The sequence below is a fragment of the Bacillus sp. 275 genome, from assembly GCF_001999205.1.
Classification (GTDB): domain Bacteria; phylum Bacillota; class Bacilli; order Bacillales; family Bacillaceae; genus Bacillus; species Bacillus velezensis.
The window spans coordinates 517366-539521 of record NZ_CP019626.1; the positions used below are offsets into that span (position 1 = coordinate 517366).

At 43.3% G+C, this 22156-nt stretch carries 7 protein-coding genes; all 7 read right to left on the reverse strand.

Features of this window, described 5'->3' with window-relative positions:
* Positions 1 to 2: 2 nt before the first annotated feature.
* The 7 genes from pdhC to BZ167_RS02140 all read right to left on the reverse strand — a co-directional run bounded on the left by pdhC (position 3) and on the right by BZ167_RS02140 (position 22137).
* Positions 3 to 1331: a pyruvate dehydrogenase complex dihydrolipoyllysine-residue acetyltransferase gene (gene pdhC, locus BZ167_RS02110; protein ID WP_015417397.1), complete on the reverse strand. Its 1329-nt coding sequence runs from the start codon at positions 1329 to 1331 to the stop codon at positions 3 to 5.
* Positions 1332 to 1454: 123 nt separating this feature from the next.
* Positions 1455 to 2432 (reverse strand): pyruvate dehydrogenase complex E1 component subunit beta, encoded by a 978-nt coding sequence (gene pdhB / locus BZ167_RS02115; protein WP_003154528.1) that lies wholly within the window; start codon positions 2430 to 2432, stop codon positions 1455 to 1457.
* Positions 2433 to 2435: 3 nt separating this feature from the next.
* Positions 2436 to 3551 (reverse strand): pyruvate dehydrogenase (acetyl-transferring) E1 component subunit alpha, encoded by a 1116-nt coding sequence (pdhA, locus tag BZ167_RS02120; protein WP_003154530.1) that lies wholly within the window; start codon positions 3549 to 3551, stop codon positions 2436 to 2438.
* Positions 3552 to 4020: 469 nt separating this feature from the next.
* A complete protein-coding gene (locus BZ167_RS02125; protein WP_015417396.1) occupies positions 4021 to 5112 on the reverse strand; it encodes a serine hydrolase domain-containing protein in 1092 nt (363 codons plus the stop codon).
* 32 nt (positions 5113 to 5144) lie between these two features.
* On the reverse strand, positions 5145 to 8996 hold the full coding sequence (locus tag BZ167_RS02130) for an alpha/beta fold hydrolase (RefSeq protein WP_062623331.1): 3852 nt from the start codon (positions 8994 to 8996) through the stop codon (positions 5145 to 5147).
* A 50-nt stretch (positions 8997 to 9046) separates the two neighbouring features.
* Positions 9047 to 16426: a type I polyketide synthase gene (locus BZ167_RS02135; RefSeq protein WP_077391920.1), complete on the reverse strand. Its 7380-nt coding sequence runs from the start codon at positions 16424 to 16426 to the stop codon at positions 9047 to 9049.
* Positions 16426 to 22137 carry a type I polyketide synthase gene (locus BZ167_RS02140; RefSeq protein ID WP_077391921.1) on the reverse strand — a complete coding sequence of 1904 codons (5712 nt, stop codon included), beginning with the start codon at positions 22135 to 22137 and terminating at the stop codon, positions 16426 to 16428. The genes BZ167_RS02135 and BZ167_RS02140 overlap by 1 nt, the downstream gene beginning before the upstream one ends.
* Between the last annotated feature and the right edge of the window lie 19 nt (positions 22138 to 22156).

The window sequence follows — 22156 nt, forward strand, 5'->3', positions numbered from 1 at the left end:
CATTACGCCTCCATTAAAATAAGTTGTGGATCGTTCAGTAAACGCTTGATGTGGTTTAACGCATTTTGTGCAGTTGCTCCGTCAATCATACGGTGGTCAAAGCTGAGAGAAAGAGCTAAGACAGGAGCAGCTACAATTTCACCGTCACGGACGATCGCTTTTTCAGCGATGCGGCCGATACCGAGAATCGCAACCTCTGGATGGTTGATAACCGGTGTGAACCATTGGCCTCCGGCAGAACCGATATTTGTGATCGTGCAAGAAGCGCCTTTCATTTCCGCAGGTGCAAGCTTGCCTTCACGCGCTTTTGTAGCAAGGCTGTTGATTTCATCAGAGATTTCGAAAACGGCTTTACGGTCGGCATTTTTCACTACCGGCACAAGCAGGCCTTTTTCGGTATCCGCTGCAATTCCGATGTTGAAGTAATGTTTTTGGATCACTTCATCTGTTTTATCATCAATAGATGTGTTTAAAACAGGGAATTTTTTCAAAGCGGATGTTAATGCTTTGACGACGTAAGGCAGATAAGTCAGCTTGATGCCCTGATCAGCAGCAACTTGTTTGAACTGTTTGCGGTGAGCAACAAGATTTGTTACGTCAACTTCATCCATAAGAGTTACGTGCGGTGCAGTATGCTTAGAGTTCACCATTGCTTTCGCGATCGCTTTACGGATACCGCTCATTTTTTCGCGTGTTTCAGGGAATTCGCCTTCAGGAGCCTGAGCCGCTGCAGGTTTAGCTGTTTCCTGAGGTGCAGCTGTTTCTTGCGGTGCCGCTTCTTGAGCCGCTCCTCCATTTGCAAAGCTGTCGATATCTTCTTTTACAACACGTCCGTTATTGCCTGAACCTGTTACTTTACGGATATCCACGCCTTTTTCACGGGCATATTTGCGTACGGAAGGCATGGCGATCACGCGTTTGTTCGGATCAGCTTCCACTTGGTCCTGCTGTCCTGCGCCGGTTTCTTTTGCAGGCTCTTTAGGAGTCTCTTCTTTAGAGATATCCTGCCCTGCTTCAGCAGACGACTGAACTTGAGCCTCAGTTTTCGCCTCTCCTGAATCATGGCTTCCTTTAAATTGAAGATCTTCGTAACCAGGTGCGTCAAACGTAATAATCGTTTGTCCAACAGTTGCAACTGTTCCCTCTTCAACTTTTAATTCTAATACTTTTCCTTTAACAGGTGAAGGAATTTCTACCACTGCTTTATCATTTTGCACTTCAGCCAGAACATCGTCTTCTTCTACCTCGTCGTTCGGCTTAACAAACCATTTTACGATTTCGCCTTCGTGGATACCTTCCCCGATATCCGGAAGTTTAAATTCAAATGCCACAGTTTTCGACCTCCTAGTTGATTAAGCAAATTTTAGTTATGCATACGCAAGCATTGAACCTAGTAAACAGACTCCTTCATATAAGAGAAAAGGACTCTCTTTACCGTCTTTTATGATGCCTGATTAAAATTCAAGAACTTTTTTCGCAGTTTCAAGAACGTCTTTATGGTTTGGAAGCCATACGCTCTCAGCAAGCGAGAAAGGAAATACTGTATCAGGCGCCGCAACACGCAGAACCGGAGCTTCCAGGCTCAGAATCGCGCGGTCATTGATTTCAGCTACAACGTTGGCAGCGATGCCGGCTTGTTTTTGAGCTTCTTGCACGACAATTGCGCGGCCTGTTTTTTCAACAGAAGCAATAATCGTATCAATATCAAGCGGACTTACAGTGCGAAGGTCGATAACTTCAGCAGAAACGCCTTCTTTTTCAAGCTCTTCAGCAGCCTTAAGCGACTCATGAACCATCGCGCCGTATGTGATGATAGAAAGGTCAGTACCTTCGCGTTTCACATCAGCTTTGCCAAGCTCAATTGTGTATTCCTCCTCAGGAACTTCCTGACGGAAAGAACGGTAAAGTTTCATATGCTCTAAGAAAACAACCGGATCATTGTCTCTGATAGAGGCAATCAACAGTCCTTTTGCATCGTAAGGAGTGGATGGGATAACAACTTTAATACCCGGCTGCTGAGCGATAAGGCCTTCCAAACTGTCAGCGTGAAGTTCAGGTGTATGAACCCCTCCGCCGAATGGAGAACGGATTGTCACCGGAGAAGTCCAGCGTCCGCCGGAACGGTAGCGGAGACGAGCCATTTGTCCTGAAATTGAATCCATTACTTCATATACGAATCCGAAGAATTGGATTTCCATAACAGGACGGTAATCTTGCAGGCCTAAACCGAGAGCGAGACCGCCGATACCGGATTCAGCAAGCGGCGTGTCAAATACGCGGTCCTCACCGAATTCTTTTTGAAGGCCTTCAGTTGCACGGAATACGCCTCCGGCAACGCCTACATCTTCCCCGAAAAGCAGAACGTTTTCATTGTTTTTCAGTTCTGTGCGTAACGCATCAGTGATCGCTTGAATCATTGTCATTTGCGCCATGGCTTACTTCGACTCCTTCGCTTTGTAAATTTCAAGTTGTTCTTTCAAGTTGAACGTCGGCTCTTCAAACATATTCTCAATCAGCTCTGTTACTTTCGGTTTTGATTCGCCGTCAGCCTTTTTGATAGCTTGTTTGATTTCTTCTTTGGCCTGTTCAATCACTTTGTTCTCTTCTTCTTCAGACCATAGTCCTTTGTTTTCCAAGAACTTGCGGAAACGTACGAGCGGGTCTTTTTGCTCCCATTCATTTTCTATTTCTTTCGTACGATATTTAGTCGGATCGTCACCGGACATTGTATGAGGTCCGTAACGGAATGTAAGAGTTTCAATCAGAGTCGGACCTTCACCGTTAATTGCGCGCTGGCGTGCTTCTGCGGTTGCAGCGTAAACGGCAAGTGCATCCATTCCGTCTACTTGAACACCTGTAATACCGACGGCAACTGCTTTTTGGGCAATTGTCTGTGCGGATGATTGCTTTTCTACAGGAGTTGAAATCGCATAGCGGTTATTCTGAACAACGAAGATCGCTGGCGCTTTAAATGCTCCGGCAAAGTTCATTCCTTCATAGAAGTCACCTTGAGAAGCTCCGCCGTCACCAGTGTAAGTAATAGCTACCGCTTTTTTACCGCGCTTTTTAAGACCTAAAGCTACACCTGCGGTTTGGATAATTTGAGCACCAATAATAATTTGAGGTGATAAAGCATTTACTCCCTCAGGCATCTGATTACCTTTAAAATGGCCTCTTGAGAACAGGAATGCCTGGTGTAAAGGAAGACCGTGCCAAATCAGCTGAGGAACGTCACGATAACCCGGAAGGATAAAGTCGTCCTGTTCAAGCGCGAAGTGTGATGCAATTTGAGAAGCTTCCTGGCCCGCTGTCGGTGCATAGAAACCTAAACGTCCTTGACGGGAAAGAGAAATTGAACGCTGGTCTAAAATGCGGATATACACCATTCTTCTCATTAATTCCTTTAACTGATCATCTGAAAGATCAGGCATTGCGTCTTTATTTACGACTTCTCCTTCAGCATTTAAAATTTGGAACGTTTCAAACTGCTTATTAATAGCATCAAATTGTTTTTTGCTATCAACAATTGAAGTTTTTGTCTTTGCAGCCATTTTTTAAACCACCTCTTCTTTTGATTTAACAGGGTTAGGATACCGTTTAGCCATCCGTATTAAAAACAGTCTTATCATGCTCTGCAATTCTAAAATTAATCATTCAGAAATTCACATAGCGCTTAAGCAAAGATAATGACGTTTAAACTGTACTAATAAAAAAAGATTTTTTATTAGTACAATATGATCAACAACCATAGTTTACAGTAATTAAACAAAGCCGTCAATTATTTATAACCTCATTTTGAAACCGCTTATAAAACATAAGATCATATTGCGCCAAACTGTACTATAAAAGACTTTAAACTGTATTATAAAAATGCTCTACTGTACTATAATTAAAAAAAATTACAAAGAGTAAATTAAGTTATTTAACTTCGGGTCAGGCTTTGAAAAGATGCCGCGGGATAAAAACGGGCAGTTAGCAATCGTCCCGCCTGCCGGACAGACGGGACGACGCTTTTGACAATTATTCAATACCCGCCCACACGATATTCAGCGGCGTCAGCACGGCATGAGGATGAAACTCGGAAATCGGAGTGAAAAATACATACGTAAAATCTTCGGCTGGATCAGAAAACATGCCGCACCACCCCATTCCAAGATGTGAGAAGGTGCCTTCTGTCATGAAATAATGGTCACCGGCCGGCCACAAATTAATGCCTAAACCAAAGCCGCCTTCCTCTCTGGGCGCTCCGAAGAAGTAAAAAGGAAGACCGGGCTTTATTTGATTTCTCAGCATCGCTTCGACTGTTTTTCTTCCAAGTAGCTTCTTATCTTTCAATCTGCCTTTATTTCTAAACATTTCAGCTAACTTCCAAATATCTCGCAACGAAGAGTACAGACCGCTTGTCGCTTTATTCGGAAAATACGGGTGATGACTTTTTTCCAGCTGTACGCACTCGTGCTCATTGATCACACAAACTTCTTCTTTTAAAGCATCAGGCACATAAAAATACGTTCTTTCTAATCCGAGCGCTTCAATAATATGCTTTGTTACATACTGTTCGTAGGATACGCCTGTTACTTTTGAAATAATGATGCCAAGTATAACAAAGCCGGTTCTGGAATAGTTCCATGCTTCATCCGCTCCGTACTCCAAAGGCGTACTGACCAGATAGTTTATCCATTCTTCCTCATTCGTTAAGTCAATGCCTTCAGCCTTTTGAATATCCAGCTCAAAACTTAATCCCGCCGTATGAGTCAAAAGGTGCAAAATTTTAATTTCTCCGAAACCCGGTTTATCAAACGCTGGCAAAATGAGCTTGACCGGCATTTTCAGATCGAGCAAACCTTTTTCGACGAGCTGCATGACGGCTACAGCGGTAAACACTTTTGTCAAAGAACCGATTTCTCTGATTGTATCAAGCTGAAATGTTTGCTTTTCTTTTTGTCCGCCGGTAAATTCCCCTAACGACTCAGCTGCAAAAACCTCACCTCCTCTTGACATCATATAACTCGCACATTGCAGATCTCCATTGTCTATCATCGTCTGATAATGGCCGTTAAGAGCGTTAATTTGTTTCATATCAAATGCCGGATTGCTTATTGTTTGTTTCATTGTTTTCTCCCCCTGTACTGTATGTATCGTTTTCATCCCTTACTTACTGATTTCTTGATGAATTCTGACACCGTTTTATTGAATTCTTCAGGATGTGTAATGTTCGGAAGATGCCCCGCTCCCTTAATTTTCTTTAATTCTGCATTGCTCAGCAGTTTCTGCAGCCTTTTTGTTTCTTTCTGATCAACTACGCTTTCCTTCTCACCCGTAAGGATAAGCGTTCTTGTATGAATGTCTTTTAAAAAGCCGATCGTAGAATAGCCTTCTTGTTGATGTATCTTCATAAAACGTTCAATAGAAGCATTTAGGAATTGATTACTGTATAAACTTTCATATTCATGTGATTTTCCTATAGCTATAAAATCATTTTTCAGTTTTTCCTCGACACTGCTTTCAGGGTCTTCTTCGTATTCGGTGTAACTTCCGGAAAGAATGAGCGTTTTTACTTTTTCAGGGTATTCATAGGCAATCCTCTGCCCTATCATGCCTCCCCAAGAAGCTGCCGCAATGTGGATCGGCCAAGCAACCCCTATCTCGTTCAGCACTTCGATAAAAGTCTGAGCCAGCCCGCTCAGTGTAAAATCGGCGCTCCCCTCACTCAGCCCGTAACCCGGTGTGTGTATGACAATTACATTAAATTGATCTGCCCACTCCTTCATTTGTTCTTTCCACATGTAAGCAGTGGTAGCAAAACCGCAAATCAGTAAAATTGTTTCACCCTTACCGCTCATCAATATTTCCATATGCCGGGCATTTTCTGTGTTTGCCAGAAAATGAACGGTTTCCGTTTCTTCTGTCTGGTAAAAAGCGATGAGTTTTTTTGCGGCATCGCTTTGATTGTGCTGAAGGGCTCCTTTCTTCAGTCTGCTCCAATAATGCAAATAATCGTCGAGATGACGATTGGAAGCTGTGCCGAGTATTCGGAAAGGACTTTCAGCTTCTTCCGTAACGATTGACGAAGCATCAAAATCGGCTGCAATCGCTGAATCTCTTACCAGAGGCGGTGCTGAACGGGCGGATAACGGCTTGAAATCGTTTTGTATTTTTTCTTTTTCTCCGTATAACACGATCAGCTGGTGGCCTCGGCCGAGAAGCGAGTGTTCCAAAGCTTTGATTCCGGCAGTATTTTCTAATGGGTGAAGTCCGTACTCCATTTTCATAATATCTTGAATGCCGGGATCAACTGACATGCCTCCGTCTTTCCAGAAAGGCCAATTTACAGCGATGGTTTTTCCTGATCTTCCCCCCGCCTTTCTCATACTTTCCCTCCACTCGGCAAAATGCTCCAGAAAACGATTGGCGTAGGCGTAATCGGCTTGACCCAGACTTCCGATTTCTGAGGAGATGGAAGAAAACAAAACAAAAAAGTCTAAAGGCATACCTCTGAGCGCTTCATCCAAATGAATCACACCATTGACCTTTGATTGCAGCACCGCTTGAGCTTCCGCGTCTGTTTTATTCATAATGAGAGAGTCTTTTAACACGCCTGCACTGTAAATGACCCCGTTGATTTCGGAATAATCAGCATGAATTTTTTCCGCTAACTTGATGACCTGCTGCTTATCTGACATGTCAGCCTGGATATAAGAAATGCTTGCCCCGTCATATCGGATGCTGTCTAATTTTTCTTCCATGTCTGCTGTCATTTTCGATCGCCCGGCAATGATAACGCTGGCTCCGTGATTTGCATAAAGAAACGCTGAAATAATCCAGCCGATGCCGCTTAATCCTCCGATGATGAGATACACCCCGTTTTTTGCAAACTTGGCGGCCTTTTGTCCTGTTTGCGGCGAAGCGTCTTTATATGCTGTCACCCTCCTTTTTTGATCGCTGTCATATTTCACAGCCTGATGATGTCCGGCACTTAATTCATTGAGAAGCAAAGGTGCTTTTTCAATGGTTTGTCTTGAAGAAATCTCAACCGTTTTACACTTTATATTCGGCTGCTCCGCATTCAGCGTTTTAAAAAAGCCTCCAATCGCGGCGTAAACCGGGTTTGTATATTGACCCTTGTCATGCACGTACAAAATGTTGATGTTTTCTTTTGTTTTTTGACGGATCAACGCTTTGCTTAAATAAAGGATTGAATAAAAGCTGTGAGTCAAATCTAACGCTGCCTCAGTATAAACTTTTTTTGACAGGTAATGAATGATTGACGCCGGAAACGCTCCGGACTTTTTAAGATCTTCTAACAGTCTGGTGTAATGAGCAGACTGCTCCGGATTAAATTTATAATGCTTTTCATTTACCATTTCATATTCAGCGGCGGCTTCCGCATAAATAACATTTTCACTGCCGATGTACTTTCGGATTTCATCACTCAATGAACTGTCGAAATCGAAAATCAGTGTATTTTCCTTAGGTACTTCTCCGGACTTTAATGGCGATTCTATCCATTCTTTTTGTAAATACAAGGAATCAAGCACCGGCTTTTCAGACGGCTCTTTCGTTTGCGTTTTTTCTTTAAAAGCTGCGGCCGGCGTATTACGCACATCATATTTTTCTTCTAAATAAGCCGCTAAATCATGAATATTGTTATAATCAAAAAGCAATGTCGGATACAATTGTGTATCCAATCTTTCCTCGAGCATTTTCGATATATGCAGCAGCTGTTTTGAGTCAAGACCCAGTTCGTAAAAAGATTGGTGTTTGTCCGCTTTATTTGGCGGTGTGTTTGTAACCTCTCCAATAATGGATGACAGCTCATCTGTTAATGTTTTATGACTGTCTTGGTGCTGAACTGTATCAGAGATAGAGTCTGTCATGTCGGCTCCGTATTTCTCCTGCAGATATTCCGTCAATTCACCGATTGTGGAGTAATCAAATAATAAAGTCGGGTACAGCTTTGAACCTAACATCAGTTCTAACTTTTTGGATAAGTCTAATAATTGTTTAGAATCCAAGCCCATCTCATAAAAGGAAATATCATTCTTCACTGTTTCAGCAGGTTTTTCAATCATGCCGGCTATCTCTTGGATCAAATTATTTCTGATTATTTCTTTATTTTTCGTTGCGCTGCCGACCTCTTTAGCTTTTTGGGAATGCTCCAGCCTTTGTATTGATTTTTCATTTCTGACTCTTTTCACACCGAATCGCTCATAATAAAAAGCAAGCTCTCCATCAGGCCTGTATACTTCTATGTCCGCATATAAAATGTCTTTAGAAGGCGGCTGCGTTATACTGGTTTTATTAATATACACAAAACAAGACCCAGTTGTTTTATGCAGTGCCCGGAATGTCTCAATATATATAGGGATAAACGCATTTGTTCCTTCATCCGGCAAGTCTGATGTAAGGATTCCCAACAAGCTGAGAGACCCATCCAAAAATGCGGGATGCATGTAAAAGTCATCTGTATATTCTTTTGAAAGTCCGCTTAAACTGACCTCTCCCAGAATATAATTTTCACCTTCATATACCGTACCTTCCAATTTCATAAAATCTTTATGAATCAGGCCGCCCCTGCGCAAATTACGATAGGCGGATTCAGCATCCGAAGTCCGGACGGCCCCTTTCTTTAATTCTTCGATTGAAATTGTCTTTTCGTTTATCGCATTTTTTCTTATGATTTCCGCCTGCAAGTTGACTGACGCTTCACCTTCCGCTTTTTCAGCGACCCATTTCCTGCTTGTTGTTTCAACAAGCCAGCCGTTTTCTTGTTCCGTAAACTGGAAGGTGACTTTTTTATCAAAATGGACTGACGTCGCAACAGGTTCACGGAATAAAACATGTTTGATTTCAAAACTTCTGGGTGATATCCCTTTCTCAGCTAAAAATCGTGTTATTAAATCCAGATACGTTACGCCGGGTATCGTACGCACTTGATGAAGGACATGGTCTGAAACAATATAATCGTCATGTTTGACTAATACGCTGAACCTCATGCAACTCGACAACCTTTCTTCTTTTACAAAGTAAAGAAACAGAGCAGGTGCTACTCTGTTTCATCAATAATTTCAAGAAGCCGTTTTTTATTCTGTTTGATTTGTTTTTTCCGATTTGAATCCGGCCAGTACTCTTTTCTGACAAACTCGGCAGGAGGCAGCGGAGTTCTGACGGAATGATATGAATCATCCAGGCCGCTTACCAAAAGGTGGGCGTTTGTTCCGCCAAAACCGAAAGCGCTGATGCCCGCCCTCCGTTTTCCATCCTTCCAGCTTCTCAGCTCTGTATTCGGATAAAAAGGCGACTTTTCAAATTCAAAGCGGGGATTTGGCGTTTCACAATTCAATGTAGGCGGAATTTCCTTATGCCATATTGATAAAATCACTTTAATGAAACTTGCCGCTCCGGCAGCGCTTAATAAGTGTCCGATATTGGTTTTCACACTTCCTACTCCGCAAAATTGCGTTTTGTTTGTGTCTCTTCGGAATACTTTTGTCAGAGCCTGAAGCTCGATCGGATCTCCAATCATCGTGCCTGTGCCGTGAGTTTCGACGTAGCTGACTGATCCGGGAGTGATATCGGCTTTTTCAAATGCATCTTGAATAACCTGCTCTTGAAGCTTAGGATTCGGGGTCGTAATTCCCATTGTCGCACCGTCATTATTAATAGCTGATGCTTCAATGATACCGTATATCCGATCTCCGTCAGCTTTCGCTTTCTCCAGCGGTTTTAACAGAACAGCGCCAAAACCCTCTCCGGGTACAAAACCGTTTGCCCTTTCATCAAAAGTAAAACACTGACCGTCCGGCGAAAGAGCTCCTCCTTCTGTTAACATCAGGTAAGGAATTTCATCCAAAAGCAGATCCGCCCCTCCTGCCAGCGCCATCTCTGAATCACCGTTTTTTATGCTTTGGCAGGCTAAATGAATGCTGACTAATGAAGAAGAACAAGCGGTATCAGAAACCATGCTTGGACCGTGAAAATTAAAGAAATGCGACACATGTGAAGCAATAAAGTTTTGACTAAGCCCGACGATGTGGCTGCTGCTTTCTTTCGGCAGTTTGTGACCGTAGCCGCCCATTCTGGAACCGACAAATACGCCGACTTTTTTTCCCGATAATTCCGTTTCTTCATAACCGGCATCCCGTACAGTCTGTACACTCGTTTCTAAGAAATGTCTTATCAGCGGGTCCGTTTGGATGGCTTTCTCCTCTTCCATGCGGAAATACTCCGGATCGAAGCTGCCGATTCCATTGATAAATCCTCCCCATTTGCTGATGCTTTTTCCCTTTTGCTGCACCGGAGAGTAATTTTCTTCTATATTCCACCGGGAATCAGGTACTTCTTTAATATGATTCTTCCCTTTTCTCAGATTGTCCCAAAATTCCTCTTTATCAGCCGCTCCAGGGAACTTACATCCGATTCCGATAACAGCTATCTTTGCAGAGGAAGCCGTCTGCGGTTCTGTATTTCGGCTCGTCACAGACTGCATATCTTGCTGATTGCTGCTTTGAGAATCAGTCTGTTCGATTTGTTTCTTCAACGGCGGCGCCGTCTTACCGATATATTCCGCAAGACCATGAATCGTGTTGTGTTCAAGAAGCACAGTAGGGTCAATTTTTTTCTGAATCATTGCTTCTATTCGATGTATAATGCTGACAAGAAGTATAGAATCCACACCGTATTCCTGAAAATCCGTATTTGGGTTAAGCTTTTCAAGGGGAATGCTCAATTCCTCGGCAAATACGGCAGAAAGTTCACTGACAAGCCCTTCTGAATGATCAAAAGTGTCGGGAGTCTCCTGTCTTCGGACTGGAACCGAAGCTCCGCCGGTTTTATTGATGTTCAGGAGACTTTCTGCATGAAACACTGTTCCTTTTTTCACGATAGGAATGATATTGGCCGATTTTCTCTCTAGTGCATGATACAAAATCGCCAGTCCTTCCCGTGTGGATAGAGAGTTCAGTCCCAATTCATCATATAAAGGACTCGTCACAGTACCCATTCCGACTTCTTTCCAGCTCGGCCAATTGATTGACGTGAAATACGTTCTCCCCTTTTGAAAATGATAAGCCGCGAAATAGTCCATATATGCGTTTGCAGACGCGTAATCAGTCATTCCTTTCGACAGTTTGGGTGACTGTGCTGCAATTGATGAAAATAGAATAAAGAAATCCAGCGGCCTATTATTAAAAATCCGCTCCAAATTCTGAAGTCCAGTGACTTTCGGCCCGTACACCGTCTTAAATTCACTCATTCTTTTATGAATAAATGCCGGATTGCCGCCGCTGTGCAGTCCGGCACAGTGTATGACACCGCTTATATCTTTAAATTCAAGGCTTACTTGGTGAAAGAATGAACGCAGCTTCTCTTCATTTGTGAGAGAACCGCTGTAATACATATAGTTGACACCTTTCTCTTCAAAACTTTGAAACAGTTTTATATTGCTGACTGTCTTTTCGTCCTGTCTGCCCTCTTTCAGCAAATGATCCCATTCACTTCGCAAAGGTAATGGACGCGTACCCGTCAGCACGAGTTTTTTCACTCCCCGTTTCACCAAATCTTCAGCTATTGCTCTGCCAATGCCCCCTGTCCCGCCGGTAATCACGATGGCTTTATCCGCAGGAAATGAAACAGGCCCGCCGGTATGGATTCTTTCTTCTTCAAAATACGGAACATATCTGACGCCGCTGCGGTAGCATACTTCATTTTCTCCGGTACATTGCCTTTCATTCTCAAAGATTTGTTTCAGCTCATGCGTTTCTTTCATGCTGTCTATATCTATTGTTTTCACATGAACAAAGCCGTATTCCGCAGAAAGGGCTTTCAGAAAAGCCGCTGATTCTGCCCCCGTCAGCTTTGGTTTTTCCGCTTTAAATACCTGCAAGCCATTGGTGATTTGTAAAATGGATAATGGTGTTTCCTTTTTACTCCGCTTAATTATTTCTTGTATAAATAAGAATTTACCATATGGGATGCCGTTCTGATTGTCACTCTGGTTTCCGATATCTGACAAATCAAATATATTTTGTACCTGCCGCTCACCGCCCGAGAAGATCTCACGGATAACGTGGTATGCGTGGTTTTCATCTAATAAAGAACACTCAAACATTTGATCAGAGTGTTTTATAAATGAAGAGTGATGTTTTATGACAATCAGATTCTCCTGATCTATATCCGAACAAATAGAGCGGGCAATTGATTCTGTGTCTTGATTTACAAATGCTACTGTCAGTCCGTACTCTTTTGTTTCGGATGGATTTACAAACGGATTCTCCCTCCATTTTTTTTGCAAGTGATGTTGAAAAGAATGCTGAGGGATCTCTGTCTTCTCAGTCCTGGACGGAACCCAATAACGTTCTTTTGCAAACGGATAAGTCGGAATTGAGATCCGTTTACCCGGCTGCTGTAAATGTTGATGAACGGATTTCCAGTCGACATCCGCCCCCCAAACCCATAATTGAGCCAGCTTTTCCGCATCACCGTTCTCAATAATAGTCTTTACAAACAATTCACCTGCTGTGCCTTCCGTTAACACCTTCATTTTTTCAGCAAATGCATCTGCTGATTGCTGATGAACATATACGCCTGGAACTTGCTTGTCACCGCGGCAAAACTCAAATAATTTATCTTTCATTTCTTTAAGAGACGTACCGGTAATCGCCGCTCTGGCCTCCATCGCTTCTCTGCCCGATTGTGTAGTGTATGCCAGATCCCGTAAAACGACGCTTTCCGATTGGCTGCCTTCCATCACTTCATTCGGGAACAGGTTTCTTATCGCTCCGGCATATTCCTTCAATAAGTATTCAGTAACCGCTTGAATGGAGGGGCAATCAGTTAATTCATACATCGTGAGTTCAATATGAAACATTTCGTTAATAAAATCCGCCATCCGACTTAATTCCAAAGGCCCTACGCCAAATTCACTCAGGTGATCAGCAATATTAATTTCTTCCGGATGGATATGAAGCAATTCCGAAACAAACGGTTTGAGTACTTCATACACCTTTTCTCTCATATCAGGCTGCTTATCCTTTACTTCAGGACTTAGTGAACGTTGGATAAAATCTCTCATGTTTTCGGCATACTCAAGAAGACGTTCATTGTCTTTGGCAGATAACAGGACAATATGCGGTTCGTTCTCAACATGTTCTGTTGAGACGTTTGTTTCTTCATATTCTTCTATAATGATATGAACGTTCGTTCCTCCCGCTCCGAATGAGCTGATCCCCGCTCTTCTCGGAACAGTTACTGTTTTTCCGTTTTCCTGCAGTTTTGGTTTCTTCCAATCTTGCAATGACCGCTGTACATAAAAGGGAGATGCTTTAAAATCGATATTTGGATTCAACGTCTCCGCATGGATGGAAGGAAACAGTTTTTTCAGTTTCATTTGCAAAAGAACCTTTGTCAAACCGGCAATTCCCGCTGCGGCCTCAAGATGGCCGATATTTGATTTGACAGAACCGATGGAACAATATTGAGTGTGCTCCGTAAATTCCCGAAACGCTTTTGTTAACCCGGTGATCTCAATCGGGTCTCCAAGAGAAGTTCCCGTTCCGTGAGCTTCAATATAACTAATTGTACGAGGGTCAATACAAGCTTTCTGAAGCGCTTCCTGTATCAGTTCAGACTGACCATTTGGATTAGGAACCGTAAAACCGTTTGTTCTCCCTCCGTGATTGACCGCTGTCGCTTTAATCAGCGCATAAATATGATCTCCATCCCTTACCGCTTCCGCCGCCGGCTTTAAAAGTACGGAACCCACTCCTTCTCCCGGTACATAACCGTCACCGCCCTCGCCGAATGTACGGCATCGGCCATCACTTGCAAAGAAGCGGCTTTGATTTAATAATGTATATTTATTCGGATGAAGCGTAAGATTGACCCCGCCGGCAACAGCAAGTGTGCTTTCTCCTCTTCGTATACTTTCACAGGCTAAGTGAATGGCGTTAAGAGAGGATGAACACATTGTATCAACCGCCATACTCGGCCCCTTAAAGTTAAAGAAATATGATATTCTGTTTGCTATTGCAGAAAATGGAGACCCGACGGCCAGTTCATTTCCTTTAAGTGATTCTTCAACGCCGAAAAATTGATAGCTTCCATATGTGACGCCTGCAAATACTCCGACCTTTTTGCGGGTCAGATCTGAAGGTTTATAACCCGCATCCTCTATGGTATTGTACACTGTCTCTAAAAAGAGACGTTCCTGAGGATCAAGAAAAGCCGCTTCTTTCGGTGATATCCGGAAAAATAAAGGATCAAACCGGTCTGGATTTTTCAGAAAACCTCCCCACTTATAGCAGCTTCCCTCCAGCATTTCCTTCCGGTCATCAGGAATTTCGCTTACGCAATCCCGTCCATTCATCAGCACATTCTGGAACTCCCTGATGTTTTCCGCGCCCGGATACCTGCCGCTGACACCGATAATGGCTATATCAGCAGAAAGGGGATCGGCCGCAATGTGCTCTTTTGAACCTTCTCCTTCAGAGCGTACCGGCGCTTTTGTTTCCACTGGTTTTCTTTTTTGCTTTTTTTGATATGAGACAAGTTCAGATGTTCCGGCCGGTTTCAGCAGTTTCATCATTCGTTCGCTGTGATGACTCAGGAAATATTCGGCTAACTGCGATATTGAATGATATTCAAAAAATAATGTTTTCGACAATCTGCCGATACTTTGCTCCAGCTTTTTGGTCAGACGCATGATCATAACTGAATCAATGCCGTATTTCTCCAGGTATTGTTTTTCATCTATGAGTGAGACCGGTAATTTCAATTCCTCTGACATTATATTTTTCAGATAACTGATGATATTTTGTCTTAATTCATCGTTTTGCAAATCGGCATCTTCCTGCTGGTCTGAATGTAAGCTGATTGTGCCGGCACGCTTCAGCACATCCTCAATCTTTTCTTTACGGCCTTTCAGGGCAATCAGCTGTTCAGATGATTGACACAAGCTGTTCTCCAGAGCCTGTATTCCGTCACCGTCATCTAACGGGTCAAGACCGAGTTCCTGTTTCATGTAGGATATTCCTTCATCGTCAATATTCATCCCGCCGGAAGTCCATAGCGGCCAATTGACTGACACTATCCTTTCGGCAGACTCTTTTGCGGTCATAACTGCTGCATACTGATCCAAACAGGCATTGGCGAAAGCATAGTCACATTGGCCGGCTGAGCCGAAGACTGCCGATGTGGATGAAAACAAGACAAGTAATTCAACTTTCATTTTTTTGATTTCTTCCGCCAGCCACAGCGTGCCATAAACTTTCGAACCTGTGACTTGATCAATTTCTTCTTTTGTCTTTCTTAAGATAAAAGAGTCACGGAGTACGCCGGCACTGTGAAATACTCCATGTAAGGTGCCGAACTGCTCTTTTGCAAAAGCAAACATCCGTTCAGCATCACTTTGTTTTGAAACATCAGATCGGATATATTCAACTGTTGAACCTGAACTTCTTAAATATTCGATCTTTTTCTCCTGCTCTTCAGTTAAATCAGAGCGCCCCGTCAATATGAGATTCGCTTTCCATTTTTCCGACAGATGTTTTGCCAGAATATAACCGAGACCGCCCAGGCCTCCTGTAATCAGATAATTCCCATGATGTTTCAGCGGCTGGGTTAAATCGAATGAGCCGGCTTTATTATAGCTTTTCGTAAAACGTCTGCTGTTTTCATAGCGCACTTCAAAATGGATATCCCGTTTTTCGTCACACTCTCTCTGATATATATCCGCTATTGCTGGAAGAGCGGCTCCCGCACCCTCTGATTGCGTGATATTGATAATCTGATAGTGAAAATTGGGGTGTTCTTGGTGAACAGTTTTCACCAATCCGCCGAGAGCATGATGCAGCGGCAGTTGTTCTTTATTCTCTGTTTGAAAAATATGCGTCAGCTTTATTATCTTTTTCCATTTTAGTTCAATCAGCGCCTGTGTAATATACAGAAGAGAAAACAATCCGTTTTCCAATTGTTTCTGTATACCTTCCTTCCTCATGTCAGCCTGAGAATCAGACCACAAGTGAAGAATCTTTTCGGGCAGCTGAAAATGATCATGAATGTATCGGAACAGCTTTAGATAATCGTCTTTTTTCACGTGGTTCATACAAATCGTATCATCATGTAAAACAGCAAATTCTTTTCCGCGGATAACAAACAAGAGAGTACAGTCCTTAAACAAACCGCTCAATTCTTGTATTTGCCGTTCATTTTCTGCAAAAATCAGGAGCAATCCCGTCAAGGGTACGCTCTTCTTACTTGGAATGAAAGATTCAGTCCATTCCGGCTTGTAATATAAAAGCGGATGGTTCGATGCCCGTGATTTTTGATTCTGAATGGATGTCACACGGGCATAGCCTTCGTCAGCCGACATTTGTCCTGTTTGAATCAGATCAAGAATATCGCTGAGTTGTTCACGTTTTCCGTTCATCATTCTTCCCCCATTAATTGTTTCAATACAGCCTTCTGATCAATATCATTGGTTTCCAATTGACGCAGGAGACGAATGAGTTCGTCGTCCGTCTGAACAGTGTCTTTTTCATGACCATATCTGAATCTCACATCTCTGCACTCTGCCAGAATGCTTCCGTTTCCATCTGTAAATGTCATATGACACGTTACATCACGGCTGTTCTGCCGGTTCTCTTTTTGAGTATAGACATAAAAATTTTGAGCGAGAGGGTGATAGACATCCGCCGCTCCCATTCCGATCAATTCCGGGAAGGTTTCTCCACTGACAAAAAACGCACTGGCTTGAATCGCGGACTCAAGCGCTTCAGGAGAGATCGTAAAATTCTCTCTTTTTGCATAAAGCTCATCCGGCAATGAATGAAGCGACAGCATTCCGTCACTGTTTTTCGCTGATTCAATGACAAAAGGCGCTTCAGCCGGATGTTCAGTCATTTTTGATTTTACTTCAGCAATATCAAGCGCTTCAGGAAGCATACCGCTTTCAGGCTTAACAATATGCGCATTTCCCCTGGCAAGACGTACTTTATTCTCATTTTTTGTGTTTGCATATATGTCAAACCGCGCAAAGTCGCGCTCAGGCGTCAGCGTAATCATCAGTTCCCGTATATCAGTCATTCCGTTCATGCTTTCGGTCCACAATAAATCAGTCAATGTATGAACTGGTTGTCCAAATGCCGCCGCTGCATTGACAATAGCCATTTCAGCCAAAGATGCATAAGGGAAAAAGGACACGTTTCCTTCAGACAGACTTAGTGCGAACGGATGATTACGGGTGATTTTTTTCGTGAAACTGAACTGATTAAAATCGGACGTGTTACTCCCCAAGAAAGGGTGACCCGGCTTACTCATATCCGCTGAAACAAGTGCTTCCCCTTTTTCCGCTATCCAATACCGCTGTTTGATCAGCGGTTGTCCCGGAATAGAAATCCTGCGAGCATTCCGATTCACCTCAAAAGTCTCCCAATCTATCTTTCTTCCATTTACCCATTTGGATGCTGCTTCGGCGTAATCTGAACAAACGTGAGGCATTTCATTGTGAACTTCTGATTCGAATGTATTACCGGTATAGCTTAAGCTGCTTTTTTCACCCCTGGTATAAGCTGAAAGCTCTTCAGCAATGACCCGCCCGGAATCTGCCACTATCGCCAGCCGTTCTTCCATATGATCGCGTCCCGTCTGAAGTGTATAGGCAATATCCTGAAGACGCAGTTTATGATTGTTATCCTTCGATTCATTTTCTGATAGAAAATCAGCCATAACCTTCGCATATTTTATCAGCCGTTGCTTGTCTTGAGCCGATAAAACAAAGATCACTCGGCCGCTTTGATGATCAAAAGCTTTTGGCGGCTCATACGCTTCCAATATAAGATGCGCGTTTGTTCCTCCTGCCCCAAAAGCGCTTACCCCGGCTCTCAAAGGATGAACAGCATTGCTGTTTTGCGGAATATTCCATTCAGCCGCTTTCCGCTGCACTTGAAAAGGAACCTGATCAAAATCTATAAACGGATTAACAATATCGGAATGCAGAGAAGGAACAAGCTGCTTATTCTTCATTTGGAGAAGCACTTTCGTTACCGCAGCGATTCCTGCCGCAGATTCTAAATGTCCGATATTTGATTTAACCGAACCGATGGCGCAAGGATGGTTCAATTGATAGGAATCTTTCAGTCCTTGAATTTCAATCGGATCGCCTAATGACGTACCCGTTCCATGCGCTTCAATATAATTGACGGTATTCGGATCAATGTCAGCTTTACGAAGCGCTTCTGAAATGACCTCCGCCTGCGCATCCGGATTCGGTATGGAATACCCGCTCGTCTTTCCTCCATGGTTAACGGCGCTTCCCTTAATCACACCGTATATTTGATCTTGATCGTCTATTGCTTTTTTCAATGGTTTTAACAATACGGCCCCGACTCCCTCTCCGGGAACATAACCGCTTCCATCTTTTCCAAAACTCCGGCATCTGCCGTCACTTGATAGAAACTGTCCCATGCTGAGGAACTTATATTTATTCGGATGTATTGACAAATTCACTCCGCCGGCTAATGCCATATCGCTCTCTCCGCAATGTATGCTTTGGCATGCGTAATGAATAGAGGTCAGTGATGAAGAGCACATTGTATCCAGAGCCAAACTCGGACCTTTTAAATGAAAATAATAAGACACCCGATTGGCAATTGAAGAATAGACGGACGCCGGCGAGAAAGCCACTCCATTTTCTTCTCCTTCAAATAGTTGATATTGGCCCCACATTGCACCGACAAATACACCGACTTTCATCTTTTCCAGCATGTTTCTCGGGTACCCTGAGTCTTCAAAACAATGTTTGGCCGTTTCTAAAAAGAGCCTTTCCTGGGGATCCATAAGTTCTGCTTCCCTTGGGGAAATATGAAAGAAAAGCGGATCAAATTGATCGGCTCCGCTGATAAAACCTCCCCACTTGCTGTAAGACTTCCCTTTCATATCTCTGTCTTCGCTGAAGAAATCATCCATATTCCAGCGGTCAGGCGGGATTTCTGTAATACAATCTTTTCCGCTCTTTAAATTCTCCCAAAATTCAGGTAAGTCTTCAGCCATCGGATACTTTCCGCTTAATCCGATAATGGCAATGTCCTCATGCCTTGTATCAGCTGTTTCATTTATTTGGATCTCACGGCTTTCATCCTCTATGAAGGTATCTTGAAGTGCAGATTCCAATTTTTCTTTGTCACCTTCAAACACGATCAGCTGTGATGCGTTCAGAGAGAGTGAATCTTGAAAAGCTTTGATCCCGTTGGTTTTACTAAGAGGAACCATACCGATTTTTTGTTTCATCCATTTTTCAGTTTGTTTATCCACTTTCATGCCGCCGTCTTCCCATAGCGGCCAGCCGATGGCTACTGAGACGCCGGAGCGTTCTTTTTTCCGCCTCATTCCTTCACGCCACTCAGCGAAAAGATCGATGAACCGGTTGGCCAATGCGTAATCCGTCTGTCCGATATTCCCGTACATCGAGGTGCTTGATGAAAACATCACAAAGAAGTCCAAAGGTTCGGTTTGCAGCAAGCTGTCCAATAAGACCGTCCCATTTATTTTCGGAGCGATTACTTCCTGAATTTCATCTTTTGATTTTTGAATCAATAAAGCGTCGTGCGTCACACCGGCACTGTGTATCACACCGTTGATTTCTCCAAATTGCCTTTTAATGGTTTTTATGATTCGCTCTGCATCACGGCTATCTGAAAAATCACCTCTTATATATTGAACCGAAGAACCGCCTGCTTTCATTCGGCTGATTTTGTTCTTTTTGTCTTCCGTAAGCTCAGAACGGCCCGCTAAAATAATATTGGCTTTCGTTTGGGCTGCGATATGTTCTGCAAATATAAGGCCTAAGCCGCCGGCCCCTCCTGTAATCATGTATACTCCGTTTTCTTTAAAGGAGAAATCTGAGTTTGGAGCCGGTTCTGCTTCCCGTAAGGCACGGACCCAGCGCACATTTCCTTCATAATAAAGATCGGTTTCTCCCGGATGCGCTTCCGTAGATTCGACTCTGATGATTTCAGCTGTAAGTTCCGGCAACGATGACTTGTCTGAAACTGATATCCCGATTGTCTTAAGGGCCAGTTTCGGGTTCTCAAGCACAATAGACTGCCCTGCGCCATGGACTGAAGCGTAAAGCGGCTGATCATTTTTATGATCCGCCGGATAAAGGAAAAGCGATACAACCTTTTTTTCCGTCTTGCTGCGCATCAATGCCCGGCTGAAAAAGAATAGCGGGTAAGCCCCCTTAGAAAGCTGTTCACTTATTTTTTCCGGGCCGGCAAATGACCCTTCCGGCCACCCGTAAACCACGGTGTCGGGCATTTGCCCCCTTTTTTTCAGATCAGCTGCAAGCCTGTCAAAGTGAGCTTCCTCCCTGTGATCTATCTCATAAACACCGTCTCCGTGATAGGAGAAACGATTCCCTGATAAAACGAGAATGATCTGTGTATTTTCGAATCCATTTTCAGCATTTTCCCGCATAAAATGAAAAAGCTCTCTGTCATATTGAAACAGCAGGCATGTTCTTTTCTTTTTATTTCCGCAATTCGGGTCCCAAGCGGCAGCCTTTTGTCTCCAATGCGGCGTTAAATAGGTCAGAGCCGAATGATTCTCTCCATGATGAAGAGGGAGGTCTTTTTCAACGGAAGTTTTTTCGCCGCTCTCTGCAAAATAGTTTGCAAGTTTTTGAATCGTCGGATACTCAAACAATAAAGTAGGGTACAGTTCCCTGCCTGTTTTCTCTTCCAATGCCTTTACGGCTTGCATAAGTGTTACGGAATCGAGGCCTTGTTCATAAAAACCTTTTACAACAGAGAGTGTTTCAGGGGCAGTCCCTTTGATATCTGCGATCAGCTGCTGAATGTCTCCTTCTGTTATAAGAGCGGAAAGATTTTCGTTCATACTTTCTTTCATGTCAGGCTTTTCAGCCGGTTGATTTCGCGTTAAGAAATAACTGGACATTCTTTGATTTTCTTTAATATACGCGGCGAGTTCCCGGATCGTTTTCTGCTCAAACAGGAGTGTAGGATACAGCTGTTCCCCTGTTTTGTTTTCAAGTTCTTTAACAATGGCAAGCAAAGAAGCTGAATCCAGGCCCTGTTCATAAAAACCAATGTCTGTCCTTATGTCACGCAGATCTATATTTGAAACCCCGGATATTAATTCTTTAAGGTGTGTCTCGATGCTTTCGCTTTGATTTATGATTGAATCTTTTCTGATCAGGCTGTCTTTTGGCTGAGAAGCCGCTTCAGTTTCCAAACGAGTCTGCTTCAGGTTTTCAATTAAATCTTTTGAGCGAATATGTTTCACAGACAGCCGCGTAAAATAAGCGATCATCTCCCCGTATGCATCGTACAAACCGTAGCTTACTTGGATGACATCCCCTGAATCATGATTTTGGTCTTGCTTCTCTATGTACACATAACACCTGTCTTCCAGGCGCTTCGTCATACGGAAAGATTCAATATGAATGGGAATATACGTTTTCATCCGGCTTGCCGGAGATCCTTGTGTAAAATATTCGGGACATGCCTGATAAAGGATCGATATGATGGTAGACGCATCAAGAAAAGTGGGATGCAATTGAAAATAGCCGGTATATTGATTGGCAATTTGGCTGAGCGACAACTCTGCAAGTACAGAATGATCAGACGCATAAACCTTCCCCGGACTCTTCATAAATTCAAAATGCTCTATATCAACCTTTTTTAAATAGTCATAACATATCTCCATATCGGCTTCACGGACGGAGGCATGTTTGATTTCATCGATATGAATTGAACTCATGCTTTCCGGGAATTTCTGCATGAGCCTGCAGGTCATATTCTCATCCCAGCTTTCATCCAGGATGCGGTCATCTTTTACCTTTCTGCTCTTCGCCTGAATTTCCCATCCCTGTTCCAATCCCTGAAAACGGATGCGGATTTCTCTGTCAAAGGTATCCGATGTTGCTACAGGTTCCAAATACAAAATATTCTGACACTCGAGTTCTTCAATAGGCAAACCTTTGCTCAGCGCCATACGGTATATCATATCTAAAAATGTGACACCGGGTATAATCCGGGTGCCATGCACCCGGTGATCCCTGACAATATAGTCCGTATGTTTAATTGTTAATGTGAACTGATAGTTTTGATTACTGGCCACCTGTCTCATTCCTTTTCTT

Coding starts and splice junctions, on each gene's coding strand:
- BZ167_RS02125 (WP_015417396.1), bottom strand. CDS start 5,112: ATGAAACAAACAATAAGCAATCCGGCATTTGATATGAAACAAATTAAC.
- BZ167_RS02130 (WP_062623331.1), bottom strand. CDS start 8,996: ATGAGGTTCAGCGTATTAGTCAAACATGACGATTATATTGTTTCAGAC.
- BZ167_RS02135 (WP_077391920.1), bottom strand. CDS start 16,426: ATGAACGGAAAACGTGAACAACTCAGCGATATTCTTGATCTGATTCAA.
- pdhA (WP_003154530.1), bottom strand. CDS start 3,551: ATGGCTGCAAAGACAAAAACTTCAATTGTTGATAGCAAAAAACAATTT.
- pdhB (WP_003154528.1), bottom strand. CDS start 2,432: ATGGCGCAAATGACAATGATTCAAGCGATCACTGATGCGTTACGCACA.